Source organism: Pedobacter sp. (assembly GCF_965279535.1).
In the GTDB taxonomy this organism is placed as follows: domain Bacteria; phylum Bacteroidota; class Bacteroidia; order Sphingobacteriales; family Sphingobacteriaceae; genus Pedobacter.
Genome location: NZ_OZ257244.1, coordinates 3,434,520 through 3,455,113, shown reverse-complemented (window position 1 = coordinate 3,455,113; position 20,594 = coordinate 3,434,520). Strand labels below are relative to the sequence as shown.

Below are 20,594 nucleotides of genomic sequence, written 5' to 3'. Positions count from 1 at the left end.
TAGACTAGCCACAATACAAAAGGTTTGTTTGCCCTTTCGTAACAATTGAAATACATTAATTGTCAGGCACACGCTTATTATTCCGGGTGCAAAAAAAAAAGGCCCGTTAAACGGGCCAATTCATTTATTTTGTTGTTTACATTCTCATGCGCATTTCCCTGCCCCCACCTTGACCAGGAACCGGGATATCTCCACTTATCGTTCTTCCGCCAATGCGTGTTAATGAATAGGTGAAAGAAAACATGTAGTATCGTTTCAATACATTATAACTTAGATCGGTAATGGATGTACCTGTTGCCGTTCTGCTAATTCCTGTATTTTGATTAAGTGCATCATTTACAGAAAACTTAAAGGTGGCACGGTTCTTAAAAAACTGGCGACTGATGTAAGGGTTAAGAATGGTATACTCCTGGTTATATAAGTCTCCGCCACCAAAATTTCTGAAATAATCTAAATCAATCGCCAATCTGATATTACCCGGTAAAAGATAACTCACGTCAAAACTTGGGTTAATAGTATAGAATTGAGTATTTGAGCTTGGGCGTGCAGAGAAAGCAGAATTGGTATAACTTCCGGTAATGCCTCCCGTTAAATCAAACTTATCAACATTTGTAACCAATTTATAACCGTTAGAGAGGGTGTAGCTGTTGGTTACATTTTTTACCAGGTCGTTAGTATTTCCAATGGTGATAAAGTTAACGTTCCTGTTGTATGAACCATTTCCAGAAATGTTTAGTGTTAGTTTACGCTCGGCCATTAAAGGTAAAGATAGGGTAGCGTTCGCATTTCCTGCGTAAACACCATCAACGTTAATATAGCTTACCTGTTGCACACCGTTAGCCAGGGGAATTACTGTATTCCCGATGCTGTTAAATGTTTGTGTTAAGTTTAATCCTGCAAAGAAAAATCTACCGGTTTCTATATTAAAATTATTGAAGTTAACCCTTAACTGGTTGTTGAAAGAGGGTTTTAATGCAGGGTTACCTACATAAAAGGTTTGCGAATTGGTATTATCCGGAATCGGTTGAATCTGATCTATACTCGGTTGTGTGGTTGAACCACGATAATTAATGAATAAACGTTTACGGTTACTGAAATTATACCTGAACTGTGCAGATGGGGTGATATTGATAAAATTCTGCGTGCGTACTAACCCGGTGCTTAAATTGGTATTTACCCTATTGGTTTGCTGAGCCGCAACACCTATATTCCAGTTGTATTTTTTTTCTGTAGTGGTAAAACTTAAGCCAGCAGCGTTAGTAAGTGTTCTGTTATTATAAATATTAGAAAAAGTATTATCTACTAAATCGTATTGCAATGTTACCGGGTTGAAATTATATACATCACGGTGAGAATCACTATTTGAATAGCCATTTTGATAGTTAAACTCCACACTTAATGTCTTGTTAATGGGTTCTGTATAAACCAATCTGGTCGTATTGCTAATGGCGTGGCTATTGGTATTATTTAATTGATTCGTTACGGAGTCTCTTATTACCGTACCAGTCGTTATCTTGTCTGAACGGTAGTTTAAGTTTGTACCGTCATTATCATTGATATTGGTATTTACATTAAGTGAAAGCGTACGGCCACGACGTTTAAAGGTTTTGCGTACCAATAAGTTATTGCTGATTGATGGCGTTGCAGCAGTAGTGGTATTTTCTTGTGAGCCTTTGGTTAAAGTGGTTACATAATCGCGGGTATAGTCACTAAGACTGCTACCATCGGTTTCGGTGTAGGAAATATTGGGCTGGATTTTTATGGATAATGATGGATCTATCTTGGTATCCACCATAAAATTAAAACGATGGTTTATACGGTCTGTTGTTCGGTTTAAGTTTTCATTGATATTGGATGTACGGGCACCAGCAAGATTTTGAACATTAGAGTTCTGGATACTCTCTGAACTCGCCTTGTTAAAGAAGTAACTCCCCTGAAATTGCGTTCCATCATTAAACGTATCTGCGAAGTTAAGTCCGGCTGCATTCGTATTGGTAATTCCCCCCGATCCGGAGCTTGTACTAGCGCCACCACCCCCACCGCCGAAGCCGCCACGACCGCCGCCACCAAAACCATTTCCAACACCACCACCTTGACCAAAGTTTTGTTTGTTGACATTATTGAACTGACCAATGAAACTGATTTGCCTTTCATCATCAAACTTATTAACGTTCAGGCTGGCATCATAACGGTCGTCTGAGCCATATCCTACGGTACTATTGCCAAAATAACCATGCTTCATCCCGCTTTTGGTCGTAATATTTAAAATCTTATTTCTCGTTCCATCATCTATTCCGGTAAATTGAGCTTGTTCAGATAATTCATCAATCACCTGGATTTTATCCACCATATCTGCAGGAAGATTTTTTGTCGCCAGTAGCGGATCGTTTCCAAAGAACTCCTTACCATCCACCTTAACTTTGGTAATGGTTTCTCCTTGTGCTTTTACGCTACCATCTTTTGCCACCTCCACTCCAGGTACTTTTTTCAATAAATCTTCAACGACAGCATTTTCCCTCACTTTTATAGATTTGGCATCAAACTCCAGGGTATCTTTCTTCACTACGATGGGAATGGTTGCGGTAACATTTACCGTACTTAAATCCACACCATCATCGGCCATTAAAATATCGGGAACGGTAACCGCGGCTTTGGCTACTTCTACATCTTTCGTAGTGGTTTGCAGGCCCAAGAATGCAGCATACACCCTATACTTACCGGGAGCAATGCCCTTAAAATTATATGTTCCGTCAGGATTGGTTTGTCCGGAGGTAACAACAGTCGAATCTTTAAGATTTCTGATTGCAATAGTTGCAAAATCAATCGGCTTTTTGTCCTTAGCATTGATCACCTTGCCGCTGATTGAGCCAGTATTCTGTGCTTGAGCGATGTATCCACAAAAAATAAGAACAATAAAAATTGCTCTTTGAACGTTTCTCTTCATCAAATTTTAGATAATATTAGTACAAAACTATGCTATCAGACTAAGCAAAGCCGGAAAGGTTTGTTAAGATGTGTTAAATGCTTGGTAACATTTTAAATACAGCCGGATGGCCAATTTACAAACCTGTGGGAGGAAACTTGTTTGTTTTAGCGTTGTGCAGGGTAGCTACGGTAATAAACTTTAGGGCAGTTGCAATCTTTTTTGAAGACACTGCAGCCCGAAAAGCTAACCATCACAACTAAACCTATTATACTAGCTAGCTTTTTCATTGAAATTCAATTTATGGAGTAAAACATAGCTGAACACTGCCATTAAAGCGCCCAGCATATCGCAGGTAAAATCCCACCATTCGGCAGAACGATAGGTAAAAACTTTCCATTGTAATATTTCAATCCCGCCACCAATAACAGCATTGATTACCAGAATCTTAAATATCGTTAAAGTTCTGAAACCAAAACTATGCTGATATTTTATTTTGCCGTAAAACAGCAGCACACTTAAGATAAAGAAAAAACCAAGGTGAGCCATTTTGTCGAATCCATCAAAGAAGAAACCCTCTCCTTCTGACTCGGGCATATGTATATTACAAAGCACCAAAACGATCAGTGTCCAAATAATGGCCCATTGCTGTCGTTTTAGTGCTTTGTACAAAATATCGCGGTTAAAATTATGCGCCAACTAATGCCTGATAAGCTTCTGCGGTAAGTAAGCCTTCTACCTCAGCAGCATCAGCCAATGAAACTTTTACCATCCAGCCTTCACCGTAAGGATCAGAATTTACCAATTCAGGGTTATCGTTTAAAGATGCATTTACTTCTAAAACGGTTCCGGTAACCGGCATAAATAAATCTGAAACTGTTTTAACTGCTTCAACAGTACCGAAAACTTCATCTTTCGCTACTTCTGAACCAACAGTGTTGATGTCAATATAAACAATATCACCTAATTCGCGCTGAGCAAAGTCAGTAATACCTACATATGCTTCATTACCTTCAACCTTAACCCATTCGTGGTCCTTCGTGTATTTTAATTCTGATGGAAAATTCATTTGTCTTTATAAATTAGTTTTCCAAAGTTAATTAATATGTTGGAATGATAAAAAGATTAATTAGGGAGATTTGAAGGATTGAATTGATTTAGCAATTCTCTCATTCCCTAATTCTCTCAATCAATCATCCACTCATTCTCTCATTCAACCATCCACTCATTCTCTCATTCAACCATCCACTCATTCTCTCATTCAATCATTCTCTAATTCAATCCTTCTCTAATTAATTCAACGTAAACCTCAAACTAAACCCGAAGTTACTAAATGAGGTATTGAAGGTTTGAGAAGTATAAGGCTTGGTGATGTTAGAATCATAGAAAAGTTTGATGTTAAATTTCTGATTCAATACATAATCCACACTTGGTCTTAAGGTAATGTTTTTAGCGCCCGAAGACACTTCTGCATCCACAACATCAGCCCGGTGTATAACTGTTTTATTGTCTCTAATGGCAACATCCAGTTTGAAATCCATATTGTTATCCATTTTCAGGCTCTTAAACCATCCAAATGGAAATCTGAATTTATTGGTACGGTAACCGATACCTAAAACCATGTTGTTTTCTGACAATTGAGCCAATTGACTATTCGATAAGCTTAAGGCCAGTAACCTCGATCTGTTCAACTCGAATGAAGCGGTCAGGTTATTTTTAAACCGGGTATCAACGCCCACTAAAGGAGAGAAATACTCTGATACGGTAACCTGTGCAAACTGAAATTCAGGTAAAAAGTTATTATTCGCATCTCTGTTGCTCGAGTAGCCGTTCACCTCTGAATATCTGATTAAAGAGTTAAAGCCATTAATATTATAAGCTGAGCGATAACCATGTCGGATATCAATCGAAGAGAAACGATCTGCGATGAAAGGAATGCGTGTTAGGCCACTGTAAGTTAAGCTCCAGTTAGGAAGCGGGATCTTCGGAAAAGCATTCATGCTGATCTTATTGGGATCCTTACCACTATAGGCCGCCATGAAGGCTGAAATAATTACATCCTGACTTTCTTTGCTATAGCCATCTGCAAACCCTGCATTTGTACCAGAAGAATTTGGATTCTGCGCTCCCAGCCTTCTCGAAATCAGAATTCTGTTGGCCATAAACTGCTGAAACAGCGTAGATATGGTACTGGCATTGCTTTCTTTAAAAGCAGTTCCTAAAGCGATATACGAAATGCTGTAATCACCTTGTGTGGTTGCACTCAGGTTTTCGAAACCCGACTGACTATCTACATACCTAAAATTTGAAGAATAGTTTTTGGTTTGGGCTTTGTTCGCTTTTAAAGTAATTCTTAAATCTTTAAAAGGTTCCAGTTGTCCCGTTAAACTTAAGTCTTCTCTCAATGTAGTGACATAGAATTGCGTTTGCAAGGTATCGCTGGTTAACCAGCCATTACCCAATGCCATATCCCGAATATCCCTTTGGCTTCCAAATACAAAACCTAAACCTGGGGCTCCTGTAACATTATCAATTCCAAAGTAAGAAGTTTTAGGCAAATACCCGGGTAAGAATGTTCCTTTAGTTTGTGTATAGGCGGCATTAATATTCTTTAAACTTGTGAGTAAATTAACGAAGAAACTCCTCGCCCCTCCGCCTTCCTGGCTACTGCCCGACTTTCGAATAAAGCCAAACTTATTGTATAATGTTGTGAGGTTTAAGGTCGGGTTAATTTGAACGGTTCTGCTGTTTTGAACTGTATTCCCTAAATTAATATTCGGATCTCTAAGGGTAGCCAGAGGCTCGGTTTGCCAGTTAAAGTTGGTTCCATAACGGGTTTTTACCACCACCCAGTTTAACCCCGGTATTTTATCTATCGGAAGGTTATAAGTTACATTTAAGTTATGGTTATAATCTGTAGTTCTTCCCAAACGTTTTAAGTTCTCCCAAACCGTATCCCGTTTTAAGCCCTCAATCCTGCCGTTAGGTTCATCAATGATGGAGTAATTGGTAGCATTAAAATCCAATTGTAGTGATCGGGTTAAGTTCCAGGCAATACCATAAATCCGGCTCATGGTAAAGTTTTTATTGAAGGTGGTACCATATCCGTTTCTAAAAACACCGATGGTGTTATTAGGGTCGTTATTACGCAATGTATTTTCAGAATATAAACGATCTACATCTATTCTAAAATTAATTGCGCTTGGAAATATGCTAAAGTTAAAGTCTTTCAACAGCGCCAGCATATTTGATTTGATAATCTTCTCAAATGGAGCTATTGTTTTGGCTTCTCTTGAATAGTTATACTGCAAAGATGCCCTGTAGGTATTCTGGATACTACTTTGATTGATAAAATCGCGGTGGTTGTATTGTGTATAAGCATAACTTGCAGAGAAGTTCTCTATATCCCATAAATGCACTGGCTTAGCGGTATTGGTTCGTTCTTTACGCACATTGGTAAAGTTAATTCCTCGTCTGATGGTATAATCCTGAGCAAAATTTAAAATACTATCTTTTTGTTCTTTAGTCGAATTATCCAGTGCATTCTTCAATTCAATATCTGGTGTTCGCGGGTTATATTGTGGTGTAGATACCTGTTTAGAGTAACTTACAAACATTGGAATTTTAACCCCTGACTTTTGTGGCAGGAATTTCCCTAACTCAACTGATGAAGAAACATCAAGCAGCACATTATCTGCACGGTTACGCTCACTTACTTTAGAATCTATTGTTCCGAAACCTATGGTTGATTTACTCCCTGAAATATTAACATCGGCAAAATCAGCAAGCTTCAGGTTTAAACGTGCTGTTGCTGCCCAGCCTCCCCTTTCATCAAATTCGGTTAATCTTAACTCATTAAACCAAACCAACACTGTTTTATCCTGTCCATCATCACTCTCGCCCTGGGCCAGGTTCCGCAGCGGATTTTTTACACCCAACATGTACACCCGAACCTTACTCATATCAGGCTGTCCTTTTACAATGATGGTTCTGGCGCCATCAGAATAGGTGTAAGGAACATTAATTGGCCATGGCTGACCGTTAGCCTGCCGGGCGTTGTTCCGGGCTAATTTAGCATTTTGGAAAAGCGTTAAATCGATATCCATCCTGTTGGCTTCTGGCCAGATGGCATCAGGATCACTCGTACCTGGATTGGTAATCTTTAATGGCATTACGTATTCGTAATAGTTATCCAGGTTATCTGTTCCAATTCTCAAAAATGCCGCTACATCCTTATCATATATGGGTTGATTGTTCGTTGCCTCCGCATGAACATACATCTCCAAATGTTTGTATGAGCGGAAATCACTGTAAGCCGTTTTAAATGCAGCTCTGCCATATCCATCCCTTAGGTTTTTAACCGTAACTGAAAGCGATTGTTCGTTTAAGCGCGTATCGCCTCGGTAGTTGCTATAATCGCGCTCTCTTAAAATACCTGGAGGTGTAACGTAAGGAATTGGTGAACGTTTACCGTTTTCCTCAATATTAACTGTAGAAACTTCAATGGTAGAATTATCTGGCGACAATGCCGGTAGTGATGGATCTACAATAACCTGAGCCGCTTCATTTAAAGCGTTAAATGCTCTCCATTCTCCCCTGATCAATTGTAGTTTAGCAAAACGCATTACAGCAGTATCGGCAAAATTGGTCATGAACATTCTGAAGAAACGGATTGATTTAAAATCCTGGATGCCACCAACCTTTTGCTGGTAATTTCCAATCGGAATCCTGAACTGATACCAGGATACTGCCTGTGTATTACCATTAGCTAATTTTACTTGTGAAGTAACTTTATCGGTAATAAAATTTTGGCCAACAACTAAATCACCAGGTCGCATTGAAACTTTGTATTGAAAATACTCATCACTTTGCGTCATGTTGTTGTCGCGGTTAATATCTTCCCCATCAGGTAAAGATGTAGAGGCCGAGTTTTCTAAACCTAACTCTTCCTGCGATTGCTGTGAAGTTTTAGAGTTACCCTCGGGACCGTTGTATTTTTCGTAGCGTTTTAAAATGCCGGCGTTAATCTGGTCTAATGCCGGGCCTCTGAAATAAGTATAATTATCGGAAGACGGATCGGCCTCTAACGCAGCAGCAGCGGTAGGACTTAACTGTGCTTTAATCAGATTAAGATCTGCAGCAAACTTGGCCCTTTCGTTGGCATCGGTTAAACCATCTAAACCCACATCCTGGGCGCGTCTTGCATTGGGGTCATTATCAAAAGCCTGTATTACGGGTTGTAATTTAGGAACCCTTCCCCATTTAGTTTCATCATACTTGCTTGGGTCATCTGTTGCCGGCAAACCATTCTCCAATGATTTCCTTCCATCTTTTAAAATATCTTCGGAGATGTTACCCAGGTTAAAATAAACATCACCCCCTGCAGAGTTGGGTTTGTAGATAAAAGGATCCATTACCCAGAATTCAATGAAACCAACATTCAACGCTTCGAAATCATTGGTTTCGATTTTACGCTGAAAACCACCCCAATTATTTTGTGGCAAAAGCAATGAACCATCTGTTTTGAAACCGCTGGTACGGTAGTTATAAGGTCCTCTTACTGTTGGATAGTAAGCCACATCTAAAGTAGTAATATTTAAGGCCTGCCCTGTAGCGGTTTCTTTAAAAGGAAAAACCTCTTGCTCAATAACTTCCCTTACGTAGTGGTTAGAAAGTTCGTTACGGTTGTTCCTGATATTGGTCGGTGTAGTTGAAGCTGCCGAGTTATAAAAGGTAGGATCGATATTATAGAAAGCTACACGTGCCCTGTTGTAACCATAAGCTAAGTCATCTACCAGTTGCGATTCACTAAACATTTGAGGCGTTCCGGAAAGCTGCCAGGCAATCGCACTTTTTAAATCAATAACCGATCTTGATGCTTCAAAATCATCTAAATAACTTACTCCGTTTTCACTACCTGCAAAATTTAATGCTCTTGGATGCCCAGGAACCAATTGCGCAAACTCTCCATAAAAGGTTACACTTGATGGTACTTTAGTAGAAATCAATGGAATTTTATCTACCAACTTGGTTAAAAACCTTGATGGTGAACTGTAGTTGATATCTGCCCCCCAAATGGTATTTGAAATGGGCTCATCACCAATATTTACTTTTTGGGTTAGTGGTTTTTCAGTGAGGTTCATGAAAGTACCGCCTAAATTCAACTTGTTGTTTACGCGGTAGTCTAAACGGGTTCCAAAAAGCGATTTTTGCTGAAGTCCGAAAAGTTCATTGTTTTCAGTAGTAATTCTTATCGGTTGTCCGGATACCAACAAGGCCTGATTAATGATACTTACACGGCCTCCCTGGTAATCTACAGTGAAATCTACCCCCTCTGTTAAAGGCATGGTTCCTGCAAAAACTTTTACCGATCCTTCTGGCACATTAATGGCATTTAAAGAAAATTCAGAAGATACTTCCGATTGATAGTTAACTTTAATTACATACCTGTTTTTATCCTGAAAAAGCTGTTTGGCTATGGTTTGAGTTGAATCATAAAGTGCTGTAAAAGTATATTTGTCAATTAAAGCCTGCTCACCGGGTAAAAATCTGGCGGCAAGGTCCTTCCCAAAAGGCTCTATAATCGGAAATATAATTCGCCCGTTAGCCGGATCGATGGTAATGTAGCCCTTGTTGGTATTGGTTACCAATGAAGATAAACCTGATGCAGAAAGGTTAGAACCAAAAGGCGTATTGGCTGTATTCGCACTGGTGGAATAGGCTCCAAATGCATTGTTCGAGGCCACAAAATCGAAAATCCCATCCGGCTGACGCTCATTTTGCTGATTTAAACGGTCAAATTCAGTTAAGGCAATCCATTGTTTATTAGCGGTATTTTGCCCCTCCGTCATCACCGGGTTCTCTACACCTGTTCCATTGTCGATACGGTAAATATCTAATCTGAAGTTTTGTGTACTAATCTGGTATCCACCAATGGAATAGATGTTTTTCATCATCAAATCCCAGGTTGGTAGAGCTATTTTAGTCGTTTCATTTTTAAGCAACTTTGCGTACAACATCTTCGGATTATTAGAATCGAAAGACACATCTGTAGAAAACTCACCCACCTGATATTCTACACCATTGTAGGTATAACGATAAGCTACCGCAAGTACTTCATCTGCATTTAGCGGGTTATTAAGGGAAATGTATCCCAGTTGTGGCTGAAAAGTAAATTCCCTTTCTGTAAGCTTACGGGCGTAGGTTAGCTTGGCAAAGTTATCTGTACCCCCAGAGCCCTGGAAATAGTTAATAATGGCATTGTCATTGGTAAACCTTGCTGCTGCAGGAAGTGAGGCCAATAAATTATTTGATTGTTGCGGGAAACCTGTAGCGGTAGTTCCGCCCGGCAACGCCGAACCATTGCCCACAAAAAGCGGGTTATAAGGTTGGTTTTCACCCAAATCCAAAAGCCCCAAAACATCCCTTGAATCGGTAGTACTTCCTGCCTTATTGGTAATCCAAACTTCTATTTTAGTAATCTGGATGGGTGAGGTGATAATTGGTGCATTAGCGAGGTACTTATTGTAATTATTTCTGAAATATTGTGCTAGGAAATAATGCTTGTTGGCCTCGTAATTATCAATATTTACTGTAGTTGTATTTTGTTGTGCCCCGTTTGTAATCCTTAACTCTCTCGACTCAGATTTTTGCTGCGTGTATACACTGGTTACATTCAATTTACCGAACTTAAGCTGGGTTTTAACCCCAAAAAGTGCCTGTGTTCCTGTAATTAAGCTGGTGTTAAGTGGTAAACTTACGTTACCTGCCTCTATTTTCTGAATAATTTCGTCAGCACCACCGGTGTAATCCAATTTAATCTGGTTCTCAAAATCAAACTGTGCTTCAGTGTTGTAGTTACTCTTGATTTTTAACTTCGTTCCGATATTACCCACAAGATCCATTTGAATCCTTTGGTTAAAATCGAAATTGGTTTGTACCCTTTGGCGTTCGTTAAAAAGTGGATTTTCGTTTTTATTGATCCGGCCTAAGAAAGTCAGCTCAGCCTCACCCCGGGGTTGAATATCGATTGTTGATCCGCCAAAAAGCTTCTCGAACGATTTACTGTTCACCTGAATTTGAGGAATAACGCCTGTATTTCTATAATCGCTCACCTCCGCATTGGAAATACTTCTCCAATTGCCCCGTTTAATTTCACTGTTAATCAAACGTTGATATTCATCAACAGTAAGGTATTGTGTTTGGGTAACATACTTGTCCCCAATGAGTTCTTTTACGATATACCGTTTATTTTTCGCGTCGTACTCTACAAGCCTTTTAGAATTGCTGGGCAATGGGTAGAAAGGGTTTGTAGATGGGCTAAGACCAAGTAGCTGCTTTTCGCGTAAACTAAAATTATTTTTAGACGCAACAGTATCAGTTTTGCTCGGAACAACTTGAGAAAAGACGTTTTTAGAAGCAATCAGGAAAATGGGGATGAGAAATAGGAGTGTAGAAATTCTCTTCAAAGGCGTTACGATCTATAATTTTTTTAAAGCTTGTTTAATTAGTTGCTCTACCGAAAGTGTCCCCTCTGTCACTTTTAAAATCTGATCTATAGTTTTTTCGGCGGTTTGTTTGGCGAATCCGAGCATTACCAATGCTGATAACGCTTCATCTTTAATTGTATTGTGCTGAGGAATAGAAATTAATGAATCTGCTCCTTCTTTTTTCAATTTATCCTGAAGTTCCAGTACTAAACGTTGGGCTGTCTTTGCTCCTAAACCTTTAATACGCTGTATTAAAGGAAGATCAGCCTTCACAATTGCAGTTTGGATTTCTTCAGGGGTTATGGATGATAAAATCATCCTCCCGGTATTTGGCCCTATGCCAGATACCGAGATAAGATGTAAAAATAAACGGCGTTCGCCTTCATCAGCGAAGCCGTATAAAGTGTGTGCATCCTCCTTAACATGCAGCCAGGTATATAATTTACACCTTTCGCTATCACTAAGATTGCTGTATGTATTCAGAGAGATGTTAATATGATAACCTATACCTCCAGCTTCAACCACAACATAGGCCGGGTTTTTAAATGTAAGTTTACCATCAATATAGGCGTACATGTAATTCTACTTTTTAGTTGTTTTTCCAAATATACCTTTTCGTTTTGAAGTTCCCGCAATTTCTTCTTTAGCTTGAACATCTACTACTGCAATAGTAACCATATTTACGATTTCCCGTACCGAGCTTCCTAATTGAACAATATGAACAGGTTTATTTAAGCCTAATAAAATCGGGCCTACTGCTTCTGCACCACCCAGTTCCTGCAACAGCTTGTAAGCAATGTTACCTGATTCCAGGTTAGGGAAAATTAAGGTATTCGCAGGTGCATCTGCCAGCGTGCTGAAAGGAAAATTGTCTTTTAACAACTCATTATTAATAGCAAAGTTACCTTGCATTTCTCCATCAACTACTACTTCAGGATGGTTTTTATGCAACAATTTAACTGTTTCGCGAACTTTATTTGGGGTTATGCCATCATTAGAACCGAAGTTAGAATAAGAGAGTAGGGCAATCCGCGGCTTAATGTTAAACTGCTTAACAGATTTATCTACCAACAAAGTAATATCTACCAGTTCTTCTGCCGTTGGATCTACGTTTACAGTAGTATCACCGAAGAAAACAGGTCCTTTTTTGGTCATCATCATATACATTCCCGCAACACGTTTAACCCCAGGCTCTACACCAATTACATGAAGTGCTGGTTTAATGGTTGAACCATAGTTCTTTGTTAAACCCGAAATTAATGCATCTGCTTCGCCAAACTCTACCATTGAAGCCCCGAAATAGTTACGGTCTCTCAGTAGTTTAACTGCATCACTTGCCGAAACGCCTTTACGCTGGCGTTTTTTATAAAGTGCATCTGCATATTTCTTTGTTTTTTCAGGCTCTTGCATCTGATCAATGATCTGCACACCATCCAGTTCTAATCCGTGCTCATCTATGATGGCCTGAATTTTTTCTTTGTTACCTAAAAGGATAGGAATGGCAATATTTTCATCATTAACAATCTGAGCCGCTTTCAGGATTTTATAGTTATCTGCCTCAGCAAAAACTACCCGCTTAGGATCAGATTTAGCTTTAATGGTGATGGCACGCATAATGGCATCATCTAAGCCTAAACGTTTTCTAAGTTCCTCTGTATAAGCATCCCAGTCGGTGATGATTTTACGGGCAACCCCACTTACAATTGCAGCCTTGGCTACAGCTGTAGAAACTTCGGTAATTAAACGGAAATCTACCGGTTTAGGGATAATATAATCTTTACCAAATTTGAGGTTACGCGCGTTGTAAGCTAAGTTAACTGCCTCTGGAACTGATTTTTTAGCCAATTCAGCGATTGCTTTAACGGCAGCAATCTTCATGGGCTCGTTAATCGCTGTTGCCCTCACATCCAGCGCACCACGGAAGATATATGGGAAACCCAGTACATTGTTAACCTGGTTAGGATAATCAGAACGGCCGGTAGCCATAATGATATCTTTACGGGTTTTAATGGCCAGTTCGTAGTTAATCTCCGGATTTGGATTCGACATGGCAAAAACAATAGGGTTCTTAGCCATCGAGTTTAACATTTCTGCACTTACACAATCTGCAGATGAAAGTCCGATAAATACATCCGAATCGACCATGGCCTCATCAAGCGTATTGATTTTTCTATCTGTCGCAAATTCAGCTTTAATCGCATCTAAATTTTCACGGTCTTTACGGATAACACCCGAACGATCGCACATTACAATGTTTTCCTTTTTCGCGCCCAAAGACACGTATAGTTTAGTACAAGAAATTGCAGCGGCACCAGCACCGTTTACCACAATCTTAATCTTGTCCATTTTTTTCTTCTGGATTTCGCAGGCATTGATTAATGCTGCAGCAGAGATAATCGCCGTTCCGTGCTGATCATCGTGCATTACCGGAATGTTCATTTCTTCTTTCAAGCGACGCTCGATTTCGAAACACTCCGGAGCTTTGATATCTTCGAGGTTTACACCTCCAAAAGTAGGCTCTAATGCCTTAACAATCTTTACAAAATCATCTACATTCTTAGTATCCAATTCTAAATCGAATACATCAATATCAGCAAAGATTTTGAAAAGTAATCCTTTACCTTCCATTACCGGCTTACCTGCCTCAGGGCCAATATCGCCTAATCCTAAAACGGCTGTACCGTTACTAATTACCGCAACCAGGTTACCTTTAGCGGTGTATTTATAAACATCTTCAGTATTTTCTGCAATTTGTAAGCATGGTTCTGCAACACCCGGAGAATAAGCCAAAGTTAAATCTCTTTGCGAATTCGTAGGTTTAGTAGGTACTACTTGTATCTTCCCTGGACGACCCTGCGAGTGGTAATCAAGCGCATCTTGCTTTCTATTCGTTTTACTCATTACGTAACTTATTAGTGACCGGGGCAAAGGTACAATTCTTTTACTAGGCAGAAAATAAATATTCCCAGCAAAATCAGGCAATAAAACTCCCTCTGGAGCTCTATTTCAGCCAGCTATTAGCAAAGATGCGACTTAACGCTTATTTCGCCCTGATCTTTTTGTTCAGTTTGGGTAACAGGTGGTTAAAATAATGGAAGAAGGCAGGTGGAGATTTATCCTTTTCATTTATCGAAACTTTATCTTCCTTAAGATCCACCTTAATGCGAATGCCGCAGTCGTCATTTACCATTTCTTTTAGACCATCTACATCGCTAACAATTATTGGTAAGGCGCTATGCATCATCTCTATGCAAGTATAACTGCATTCCTTTCATTCGGCTTTCCAAATATCCTCCTCACTCTATGTATTTCTTAGAAAATACCTTATCTAAAATATAGTAACAATAGTTTTTCCCATCAGCTTTAGGTACTTGGGATAGATATCTTGTTTTCCAATTGGTTTTAGTCTTGGAAGAATTACAAAAGGTATATTTTATCCATTGAGTTTCCATCCGATAGGCAGAAAAACGCTTATAACTTTTAGTATAAGGAGCCGGTAATGCTTTTGGCCTATCTCCCAGATATCCTAAATCGGGTAGTTTTTTAATAACCTGAGGAAAGTTCAATCCTAACATTTTAATCGCATGCCAATGAAGCATCGATAAATCCTCATTATAAATGAGCAAACCATTAACATTATTTTGAATAATTGCATTAAGATAATTCTTCGTTCCAATACTAACTTCATTATCTATGAACCAGATGAAGTCTTTTTGAGAAATATCAATATAATCACGATAATCATCAACTGGAATTGTAGTACAATGAAGTAACACCATCGTTTGCCTGATGGTGTCCTTTTTTATTTTTTGGGCAAACAGGTTTACATGAAATGTGATCAGAAATACCACAAATGCAACAATTATTTTCATCGCTTTAGCTATCGGTTGTTTCAGGGTAATCATTCTATATAAGTCTTAGAAAAAACCTTATCCAAAATATAGTAACAATAGTTCTTTCCATCAGCTTTAGGTACTTGCGATAGATAACCCCTTTGCCAGTCTTTCGTTATTTTCGAAGGATCATAAAAAGTATACCTCACCCACTGGGTATCCATTTTATATGCCGAGTAACTTCTATATTGGGTATCATAGGGCGGTGGCAAAAGGTTTTTGTGATCATATATATAACCCATCTTCAACATATGATCGATTAATGGTATAAACTCCAAGCCTAATCTGGTAATTTCTACACCATTATACACCAGCAAATCCTCATCAAAAATATATAAGCTGTTTTCTGGATTCCCTTTAATGGCTTCAAGATATTTCTTGCTCTCTAGATCAGCTTTATTTTTAAGTGACCATATAAAATCTTTCTCGCGGTAGTCAATACGTGACGAAGTATCGTCTGGAGTTATAACAGCACAATGTATAAACACTATTGTTTGCCTGATGGTGTCAATTTTTATTTTTTGGGCAAACAGATGTGAACTATAGGCTAAGAAGAGTAATGCTGTAAAAAATATATTTTTCATGGCTTAATTTTATCATTCCATTTGGGCTTTTGAGAAAATCCTATTTAACACATAATAAACAAAGATATTCTTAGGTGCTTTAGGTCTCTGTCCCCAATATCTTTCTGCCCAAACATCATCTTTTTGGGTCTGGTAGATAAATGTGTATTTTACCCACTCTACATCAAATTTATAAGCGGTATAATAACGGTAGTTTTTAAAATAATCAACCTGTAAGGGTTTTACATTATCCATATACCCAAAAGCAGGTATTTTATCAAAAAACTTTGTAAAATTCAACCCCATATTGCCCATCCCTCCCAAATTATATGTTAATAGGTCATCATTATAAATTAATACCCCATCAATAATTTCTGTATTGTGGCGCAATAAATCAAGGTAACCCATTGAATTTTCAATAGCATTATCTAATTCAATTATGTACTTATCGCTAAATATATCAAGATAATTACCGGGCCCTTTTGGATTTTGAATGTAGCATTCAAGCAACGCGATCTTCATCCTAATCGTATCAATCTTATTCCTTTGAGCCGAAACATGCATGATATTAAGACCCAAAAAGAATATCAAGAATATTGACATCCTTTTCATTTCTTTAACCGCCAGTGGTTTCATATCATATGCTATCTCCTGTTTATTGTGGAATATCATAACAAGCGTGTTTACCAAGTTACTATCAATTGTACTGGTTGGCAGTTCATTAAAGTCCCATTACTTCCAGAGAAATAGGTTTTGCCAGCAATTTCATCCGTTACGTCATAATTTAGAATAAAAGCTATAGGATCTTCATAATTATCAAAATGTAAGCCTACTAGTAATTTCTGAGTACTGGCTTTATGAAGTATCGGCATTTCCTTCTCTAGAAGGTCGAACGCTAATCTAGTTTTTTTCATTATTTGAGCTTTTAGTTACGTCAATCAGTAAAAACACCATGCCAACTAATTCATTAGAAAAACAACCTTCTATTATTGGTAAAATAGCCACAAGAAATAGATTCCCGAACAATTGGCCTACAACGGCAGAGAAATGTTGTTGAAATAATTCCTCATTATAATCCCCAATTTGGGGATATTGATATTCAATGAAATGGTTTAACTACTTGCAGAATTCCCCTTTGAACGTAGCCACCTGTTGCAGGTGGCTATTAATTTTTGTATTGCTTTTTAGTTGAATTGAACATTCTTTATTACCATGTTTTGGCTATTCTATATTAATCCAGAAAAAGCCATAGCCATGCCCGATAGGCTGATTTAATTGATTTTCTTTAAATATAAACCTGTTACCTGATCGCTAGTAAACACGCCTTCTCTCATTTTAAAGAGAAAAATAAGCCTTATCGTATCAAGATTGATCATCTGTAGTTTTGCATATGTAGGCTCATTACTGAGCGATTTTGGTAAGCCATATTTTCGTTCGACAATCGTATCTCCATTTGAATGAATAAAAACACGATAAGACATGTCATAATCTGGGACTATTTTTTTTAATTTATCGTTTTCGAAAAATTTAATGTCTCTTAAGCCAAAGTTGTTCCCTTTAATTTTTACTTGAAGCCTATTTATAACTGAAGAATCAAAGTCCTTGACTACTCCTACCCAGGTGCCCTGTAATTTTTTTTCAATATCTTTTCTGGAAGTATCTTGTACACAGGATTCAAGAAAGAGCAACAGAAAAAAACAACTAAGCCTAAAACCACTTGTTTTGAAAGTTCTCATTTATATTATAAAACCATTATCAGACTACCTTAATAACTTTATTATGAATTCCTTTTTTTATTCTACCAAAAATTAGCGCTTCGAATTCCTTCTCAGATACTTTTAAGTCATCTGTAAAAAACATTCGTCTACAGTTGTTTAGCAAACGGCCTACAGATTTTGGGGTTTTTAAGCGCTTAAGTATTTCAATATCCAATAGGTCTAAATTAGCAAGTGAATAACCGTTCTGATCACATTCGGGGACCACTAGTGTGTACTTACTACCAGGTTTGGTATTTTCCACATAAAATGGAGTGCTATTAATTTTACTCCAATCGTAATCACTTTTAATAATTCCGTAATTTGGCAACGCAATCAAATTTTTAACATAAATCTTAGATAAATCGTTAAATAGAAATCCAAAGTAAGCGGTGTGATTCAGGTCTCTCCCGTATAAAAATGACTTCGATAATCTTAGGAACTTTTTGCGTTTTATTGAATTCAAATCGGCCCTAAATGAATCTAAATCTATGATTTGATTTTGGCTCAAGCCTGAAAACGGTTTAGTTGTTGCTAATATTTGTGTTTGATCCACCTCTCCATCCTCAATTGGTAGCATTTCCAATACATATTTATTTTTAAGTCCAGTACTTTCTTTACTAGACGGAATGATATTACCAGAATGGTAGTAATCATGCAGAAGTGAAATATTATGTTTTTTATACAGTCTTATTATTCTGTAATAATAGTCTGGATAATCCAATCGTAGTCTGTTAGCTAATTGAACACAAACCGTTTCATTTCTTTTATAAGTACCCAAAATATGTAAGTATTGCTTGTTGTGCGGAACTTCCATAAAATCTCCGAATCCTTTATAGTCATTGTCTCCATACACTTTGTCTAGCAGTACTCCTACATTTTTGTTTTTTGCTTTAGCCAAACAATAAAAAAGATATTGTTCAAAGAAAATATTAAAATTATGTACCTGAATGTTTGAAAGTTGTTGAATATTTTTATTGACGAAATCGAATGCCTTGCGAGTATATTCCTTGAAGAAATTGAAATCTTGCCCTCCTAATATACCTGCATTATAAGCCTTTATCAAATTTCTAGCCTTTCGTTCGGAAATAATTTCCCCTGGAAAATAGCTAAGATGCATTTCTAATTCGTGCATGATTTCATTGTAATACTTACTCGCACTCTCTAGATTTTGCGCGATCAGATCATGATTGAGCAGCGTTTGATCAAAAGCTTTCCAAATAAAAACATCACCATCAACATGTAAAAAGGGTGAGTTCTGTACAGAGTAAGCATATATCTTAGGTAAGGCCCATAACTCAGGATCGTACGGATTGAGCACATCTAGCTCGCAATTCACCTCACTATAAGGCAGCCTTAACTCATCTATTAATATCTTTTTTGTGGTAGAATCAGCATATAGAATTACATTTTTATAGAATTTTTTAAGTTGTAAACAACTTAGGGCCCAGCTCATTAAATTATACTCAGGCGCAACCCATCCGGACTGATCTGTCAAAATATTTGTCTTACCTCTCGACCAATAGCTTTGTATAATCTTCATTTATTTCTTTTAGCGAACCGTTTAGATCTTTCTGCTATGTATTGGTTAAGGTATTCATCACGGGTTCTGACACTTATAATTTCATTGGCAGATATTACTTTACTATTATTAGCATAATTAACCTTGATTTTCTCAATGATGGCAATTGCCTTATCTATATCATTTGCTCCAAAATACACCAGGGCAATAGCAATAGCCTCGTCAATCAATTTCTTATCCCTACTTTCTGCCATATCGAAAGGAGTACGATTTAAACTTTCCAGAACAAGCATGAAATCAGTAGTTGCTGATGTCAACTCGCCTGCCCTTTCCGCATAAATGCCGCGTATGTAGTACGAGTCTATATCTGTTGGAAATCGATGTAGCCACCTGTTGCAGATGGCTATTAATTTCATGTATTGCTTTTTAGTCGAATTGAACATTCTTTAACACCATGATTTGGGCTATTCCAGATTAATCCAGAAAAAGCCATAGCAATGCCCGATATGCAGATTTAATTGATTTTCTTTAAATACAAACCTGTTACCTGATCGCTAGTAAACACGCCTTCTCTCATTTTAAAGAGGAAAATAAGCCTTATTGTATCAAGATTGATCATCTCTAGTTTTGCATATGTAGGCTCATTACTGAGCGATTTTGGTAAGCCATATCTCCTTTCCACAATCGTATCTCCTTTTGAATGAATAAAAACACGGTAAGACATGTCATAATCAGGAACTTTAATCATTGGTGTATTGCCTTTGAAAAAGTCATTTTTCCTCACAGCAAAGTTGTTCCCAGAAATCTTAATCTCTAGCCTATTTCTAAGGGAATAATCAAAGTCCCTGACCACTCCTACCCAGGTGCCCTGTAATTTTTCTTCAATATCCCCTCTGGAGTGCTCTTGAGAACAAGCTTTTAGCAAAATATGCAAGATCAACAAACTTAGAACCAAACAGCTCCCTTTAAAAAATCTTACCATAAAATATTAAGCTTTCAAAGACTGATTGGGTAATAAATCGGTTCATAGTAAGGTTAATTTGAAGTGATCCTATTAAATTAAATAGAAATACCATGCCAACACATTATTATCCATAAATACACCTGATAGAGCAATATCAAGATTTATAGTTTATTACCTTTTGTGGAGATAAATCCACAAAATTTCCCCAATTTGAGATTTAAATTGGGCGAGATTTCTAGATTAACTTGCCCAAGTCATGTTGGTTAAAATGGAAAACGAGCAAGAAAGAATATCCCTTAAAACGAAATTAAAACGGGGTTAGTACGGGGTTGGTTCGGACTTGTGACAAATGTACCCGAACAAAATGCGTTTTAAACCTGAACTAAATTTACTGAGATAGATACCAGCTTATAACCCTTTGCATATCTTGGGAACATTTAAGAACGGAATCAATAGTGGTTTATAGGAAAAGTAGATATGGAAGCA

15 protein-coding genes are annotated in these 20,594 nt (G+C 37.8%); all 15 read right to left on the bottom strand.

Annotated features, from left to right (window positions below; genetic code table 11):
- Positions 1-136 precede the first annotated feature (136 nt).
- The 15 genes from ACQY77_RS14030 to ACQY77_RS13960 all read right to left on the bottom strand — a co-directional run bounded on the left by ACQY77_RS14030 (position 137) and on the right by ACQY77_RS13960 (position 20,126).
- Positions 137-2,944, bottom strand: coding sequence for an outer membrane beta-barrel family protein (locus ACQY77_RS14030; RefSeq protein WP_421941529.1), 2,808 nt, complete (start codon positions 2,942-2,944; stop codon positions 137-139).
- 252 nt (positions 2,945-3,196) lie between these two features.
- On the bottom strand, positions 3,197-3,622 hold the full coding sequence (locus ACQY77_RS14025; protein ID WP_421941530.1) for a VanZ family protein: 426 nt from the start codon (positions 3,620-3,622) through the stop codon (positions 3,197-3,199).
- Positions 3,612-3,992, bottom strand: a complete 381-nt coding sequence (gene gcvH, locus ACQY77_RS14020) for a glycine cleavage system protein GcvH (RefSeq protein ID WP_421941531.1) — start codon at positions 3,990-3,992, stop codon at positions 3,612-3,614. The genes ACQY77_RS14025 and gcvH overlap by 11 nt, the downstream gene beginning before the upstream one ends.
- A gap of 223 nt (positions 3,993-4,215) precedes the next feature.
- On the bottom strand, positions 4,216-11,391 hold the full coding sequence (sprA, locus tag ACQY77_RS14015) for a cell surface protein SprA (protein ID WP_421941532.1): 7,176 nt from the start codon (positions 11,389-11,391) through the stop codon (positions 4,216-4,218).
- Positions 11,392-11,403: 12 nt separating this feature from the next.
- The gene (gene ruvA, locus ACQY77_RS14010) at positions 11,404-11,988 is read right to left on the bottom strand and encodes a Holliday junction branch migration protein RuvA (RefSeq protein WP_421941533.1); all 585 of its coding nucleotides are present in this window, start codon (positions 11,986-11,988) and stop codon (positions 11,404-11,406) included.
- Positions 11,989-11,994: 6 nt separating this feature from the next.
- On the bottom strand, positions 11,995-14,313 hold the full coding sequence (locus ACQY77_RS14005) for an NADP-dependent malic enzyme (RefSeq protein WP_421941534.1): 2,319 nt from the start codon (positions 14,311-14,313) through the stop codon (positions 11,995-11,997).
- A 139-nt stretch (positions 14,314-14,452) separates the two neighbouring features.
- A complete protein-coding gene (locus tag ACQY77_RS14000; RefSeq protein WP_421941535.1) occupies positions 14,453-14,656 on the bottom strand; it encodes a hypothetical protein in 204 nt (67 codons plus the stop codon).
- Between the two features lie 52 nt (positions 14,657-14,708).
- Positions 14,709-15,317 carry a hypothetical protein gene (locus ACQY77_RS13995; protein WP_421941536.1) on the bottom strand — a complete coding sequence of 203 codons (609 nt, stop codon included), beginning with the start codon at positions 15,315-15,317 and terminating at the stop codon, positions 14,709-14,711.
- Positions 15,314-15,889 (bottom strand): hypothetical protein, encoded by a 576-nt coding sequence (locus ACQY77_RS13990; RefSeq protein ID WP_421941537.1) that lies wholly within the window; start codon positions 15,887-15,889, stop codon positions 15,314-15,316. Before ACQY77_RS13990 ends, ACQY77_RS13995 begins: the two co-directional genes overlap by 4 nt.
- Positions 15,890-15,901: 12 nt before the next feature.
- Positions 15,902-16,540, bottom strand: a complete 639-nt coding sequence (locus tag ACQY77_RS13985; RefSeq protein ID WP_421941538.1) for a hypothetical protein — start codon at positions 16,538-16,540, stop codon at positions 15,902-15,904.
- An 11-nt stretch (positions 16,541-16,551) separates the two neighbouring features.
- Entirely contained in the window at positions 16,552-16,782 is a 231-nt protein-coding gene (locus tag ACQY77_RS13980; protein ID WP_421941539.1) for a hypothetical protein, read from the bottom strand.
- Positions 16,783-17,139: 357 nt separating this feature from the next.
- Positions 17,140-17,604 (bottom strand): hypothetical protein, encoded by a 465-nt coding sequence (locus tag ACQY77_RS13975; protein ID WP_421941540.1) that lies wholly within the window; start codon positions 17,602-17,604, stop codon positions 17,140-17,142.
- Positions 17,605-17,623: 19 nt separating this feature from the next.
- Positions 17,624-19,165 (bottom strand): DUF6734 family protein, encoded by a 1,542-nt coding sequence (locus ACQY77_RS13970; RefSeq protein WP_421941541.1) that lies wholly within the window; start codon positions 19,163-19,165, stop codon positions 17,624-17,626.
- Positions 19,162-19,560 (bottom strand): hypothetical protein, encoded by a 399-nt coding sequence (locus tag ACQY77_RS13965; RefSeq protein WP_421941542.1) that lies wholly within the window; start codon positions 19,558-19,560, stop codon positions 19,162-19,164. Before ACQY77_RS13965 ends, ACQY77_RS13970 begins: the two co-directional genes overlap by 4 nt.
- Positions 19,561-19,658: 98 nt before the next feature.
- Complete coding sequence (locus ACQY77_RS13960; protein ID WP_421941543.1) at positions 19,659-20,126, bottom strand: hypothetical protein; 468 nt, start codon at positions 20,124-20,126, stop codon at positions 19,659-19,661.
- Positions 20,127-20,594: the final 468 nt, after the last annotated feature.

Excerpts from the sequence above, each read along its gene's own strand:
- ACQY77_RS13965 (WP_421941542.1), bottom strand. The coding sequence starts at position 19,560 with ATGAAATTAATAGCCATCTGCAACAGGTGGCTACATCGATTTCCAACA.
- ACQY77_RS14000 (WP_421941535.1), bottom strand. The coding sequence starts at position 14,656 with ATGATGCATAGCGCCTTACCAATAATTGTTAGCGATGTAGATGGTCTA.
- ACQY77_RS14030 (WP_421941529.1), bottom strand. The coding sequence starts at position 2,944 with ATGAAGAGAAACGTTCAAAGAGCAATTTTTATTGTTCTTATTTTTTGT.
- ACQY77_RS13975 (WP_421941540.1), bottom strand. The coding sequence starts at position 17,604 with ATGAGAACTTTCAAAACAAGTGGTTTTAGGCTTAGTTGTTTTTTTCTG.
- ACQY77_RS13960 (WP_421941543.1), bottom strand. The coding sequence starts at position 20,126 with ATGGTAAGATTTTTTAAAGGGAGCTGTTTGGTTCTAAGTTTGTTGATC.
- gcvH (WP_421941531.1), bottom strand. The coding sequence starts at position 3,992 with ATGAATTTTCCATCAGAATTAAAATACACGAAGGACCACGAATGGGTT.
- ACQY77_RS13990 (WP_421941537.1), bottom strand. The coding sequence starts at position 15,889 with ATGAAAAATATATTTTTTACAGCATTACTCTTCTTAGCCTATAGTTCA.
- ACQY77_RS13980 (WP_421941539.1), bottom strand. The coding sequence starts at position 16,782 with ATGAAAAAAACTAGATTAGCGTTCGACCTTCTAGAGAAGGAAATGCCG.
- ACQY77_RS13985 (WP_421941538.1), bottom strand. The coding sequence starts at position 16,540 with ATGATATTCCACAATAAACAGGAGATAGCATATGATATGAAACCACTG.
- ACQY77_RS13995 (WP_421941536.1), bottom strand. The coding sequence starts at position 15,317 with ATGATTACCCTGAAACAACCGATAGCTAAAGCGATGAAAATAATTGTT.
- ACQY77_RS13970 (WP_421941541.1), bottom strand. The coding sequence starts at position 19,165 with ATGAAGATTATACAAAGCTATTGGTCGAGAGGTAAGACAAATATTTTG.
- ACQY77_RS14005 (WP_421941534.1), bottom strand. The coding sequence starts at position 14,313 with ATGAGTAAAACGAATAGAAAGCAAGATGCGCTTGATTACCACTCGCAG.
- ruvA (WP_421941533.1), bottom strand. The coding sequence starts at position 11,988 with ATGTACGCCTATATTGATGGTAAACTTACATTTAAAAACCCGGCCTAT.